This window comes from Dietzia cercidiphylli, from assembly GCF_039531545.1.
GTDB lineage: Bacteria > Actinomycetota > Actinomycetes > Mycobacteriales > Mycobacteriaceae > Dietzia > Dietzia natronolimnaea.
Window position 1 is genome coordinate 1 of sequence record NZ_BAAAQG010000029.1, and the last position, 2769, is coordinate 2769.

General features: G+C 66.5%; 3 protein-coding genes. All 3 read right to left on the reverse strand.

Translation table 11 applies throughout. The features are described 5' to 3' along the window. The coding region (locus ABD250_RS17735) for a tyrosine-type recombinase/integrase (RefSeq protein WP_344393558.1) at positions 1 to 485 on the reverse strand (485 nt) is incomplete at its 3' end. Beyond that, positions 472 to 1446 (reverse strand): tyrosine-type recombinase/integrase, encoded by a 975-nt coding sequence (locus ABD250_RS17740; protein WP_182659555.1) that lies wholly within the window; start codon positions 1444 to 1446, stop codon positions 472 to 474. The genes ABD250_RS17735 and ABD250_RS17740, both read right to left, overlap by 14 nt. Then, on the reverse strand, positions 1443 to 2693 hold the full coding sequence (locus ABD250_RS17745; protein ID WP_182659556.1) for a site-specific integrase: 1251 nt from the start codon (positions 2691 to 2693) through the stop codon (positions 1443 to 1445). The genes ABD250_RS17740 and ABD250_RS17745 overlap by 4 nt, the downstream gene beginning before the upstream one ends. Between the last annotated feature and the right edge of the window lie 76 nt (positions 2694 to 2769).

Genomic DNA, 2769 nt, shown 5'->3' on the forward strand with positions numbered 1-2769 from the left:
ATGCGGGCGGCGGTGTCGAACAGCAGCAGGATGATCATGGTGTCTCGAAGCCCGCGGAGTGTGTCCTGGCCTGGGGCCCGAATCAACGCTTCGACCGCCGCGACCTCCAAGGCGTCGGGGGCGCGGGCCGGGGCCCGTACCGGGCGGATGCGTTTGACGTCGAGCCAGACCGCGACCAGGGCGGGGTCCTCGCCGGCACAGTAGGCCAGGAAGGACTTGATCGCGGCCAGGCGTTGGTTCACCGACGACGGCGCCAGATTCCGGGTCTCGAGCAGCCAGATGCTGAATCCGCTCGCGGTGGCGTGGTCGAGCGCCGCGAAGCTGACCTCGTCCAGCTGCAGGCCCCGGGTTTGGCGCAAATAGTCCAGTAGGGCGTTCAGAGCTGCCTTGTAGGAACGGATGGTGTGCGGGCTGAGTCTGCGCGCCCGCGGCAGGTGGATCGTCAGCCAGGTCCGGATGAGGCGATAGAAGTCATCGGAGTCCATGGCAGGCCTCCGGCAGGACGGTCTCGAGGCCGGCGTTGGCCAGTCGGCGCAGGTCGGGGTGGAAATCGGCGGCCAGGTGGAAGTAGTACCAGGTGTCTTCCGGGTTGGTGTGTCCCAGGTGCAGGCCGAGGTAGGGCAGGCGCGCCAGCGGATCTTCCCCGGCGCGGGACCATCGGTTGATGTTCTCGACCACGTGGGCGTGGCGCAGGTCGTAGGGCCGTGCCGCCGGGCCCGGGCCGGCCGCGATCGGCGGGTCGGCGGCTGCGGTCAGCTCGCGGAACCAGCCGTTGACGGTGCCGTGACTGTAAGCAGCCCCGGTGTGGTTGGGGAAGAAGGCGATCCGCTCGGGATGAAGGGCGCTGATGGTGGCGTCGTAGCTCCGGCAGCACTGGTGCAGGTCAGAGGACATGAACACGATCCGGTCTTTGTGGCCCTTGGATTCGCGGATCCACACAGCGCCCGAGGTCAGATCCACGTCGTTGCGGTGCAGCTTTCTGGCCTCCCCGGGACGCAGGCCCAGGCAGTACATCATCCGAAACAGCACCGGGATGACCAGATGCCTGGGCCCGCCGAACAGGCACGGGCGGATGGCGTCGGCGGCATCGAAGAAGGCGCGCAGTTGGTCGTGGGTGAACAGGTGGGGCCGGTAGCGGACCTGCCGTCCGGGGATGCCGGTCGGGATGACGTACGCCTCTACGCCTATGTCGTTCATGTGCTTGGCCAGTTGCCGGACCGGGGTGATTCTGCGCATCTGTCCGTTGACGTGCTCGCCAGTCCGGGCGGCCGCCCAGGACATCGCCATCTGGCGGGTCAGCACGGCCTGGTCGGGATAGTCTCGGGCGCACAGCTTGTCGAAGCCGCGCAGGTGCCGTTCGGATGTGTCGTAGGGAAATCCCATCGCGTGCTTGAGCTCCAGCAGGCTTTGGATGTGGGCGGCCAGGCCGCTGACGAGGCCGTTCATGACCGCGCCCCACGTGGTGCGATGCCGGCGAAATCGAGGCAGCACTGGCGCATGTGCTGTTCGTCCCCGGCCAGATAGTGTTTGGCCGAGTCGATCGAGCGGTGGCCCAGGGCCTCGGTGATCACCGGTAGCACCGTCCCGTCTGCCAGCATGCGGGTGGCCAGCGAGGCCCGTAAGACCCGGAATCCGCGGCCTGTACCGTTCGAGGCGCTCGTGCCGGTACGGGTGAAGGCCCGGGAAGCCACGAAATATAATCCCGACGAGGTGGCCAGGGCGTTGAACGGTGCTTGAGACCGCAGGAACACGTGATCGCTGGTGGCGCCTGTGGGTCTTCCGTGCAGCAGGTAGTCGGCGATCGCTTCCCCCACGTCCGCCAGCAGCGGCAACGTCAGCATCGAGCCCGTCTTGTGCTGGGTCAGCGTGATCTGTGCCCGTGCCCAGTCGATATCGCTCAACCGTAGGTTCACGATGTCGACTGGACGCAGTCCGGTCCTGGCCGCCAGCAGCAGCATCGCCCGGTCCCGCCGCCTGGCTGGTGTGGTCGGATCGATAGAGTCCACCAGCTTGTCCACGTCGCTCGGGCTCAGCACACCGACCGGGTTGGTGCGTCTTGCCGAGTGCCCCGGAACCGCCCGTGACAGCCCCGGCCGCAGTCCGGTGTCCTCGAGAAAGCGGCACAATACGCGTATCGCGGATAGCGCGGTGCGCATACTCCCGGGGCGGTAGCGCTCGCCGAGAAAGACCACTGCAGCCGCCAGGTCTGCAGGTGACAGAGCGCCGATTTCCTGGACACCGTCTTGAGGCAACCGCGCCAGCACCGTGCGTGAGACCGTCGCGTACAGATCTTGGGTGGTCGTGGCCAGTCCTTGATCGGTCAGCCAGGCCTCGAACTGCTCCTGAACCGGCCGGAACGTCGCGTCCAGCGCATCGTTGGGATGCGTTTGCCGGGAGAGCCGCCACTGGTAGGAACCGGTGGTGGCCACCTCCCACAGCACCAAGGCCGCTTTGCGCAGCAGCTTGGCCTTCCACGGCTTGTAGCGTCCCTCGCGGTGTTCGGCGGCCACGAACTGCACAAACGCAGTCACGGCGTCCTCCGACACGACTGCCTCGTCAGCACTGCGCTCAGCGCAGAACGACTTGAACTGGGACCAGGCCCACCGGTACTGCATCAGCGTCGAGGGCGCCGAGCCCTGCGCAGTGATCGCGGCATCCGCTTTCACGACCAGATCGTCCAGGAGAACACTCATCTCCCGCTCACCTCCAGATAGAAACCGATAGAGGCGAGCAAGCGTAGGGACGATGTCGTTATCCCGAGGAAAAGCA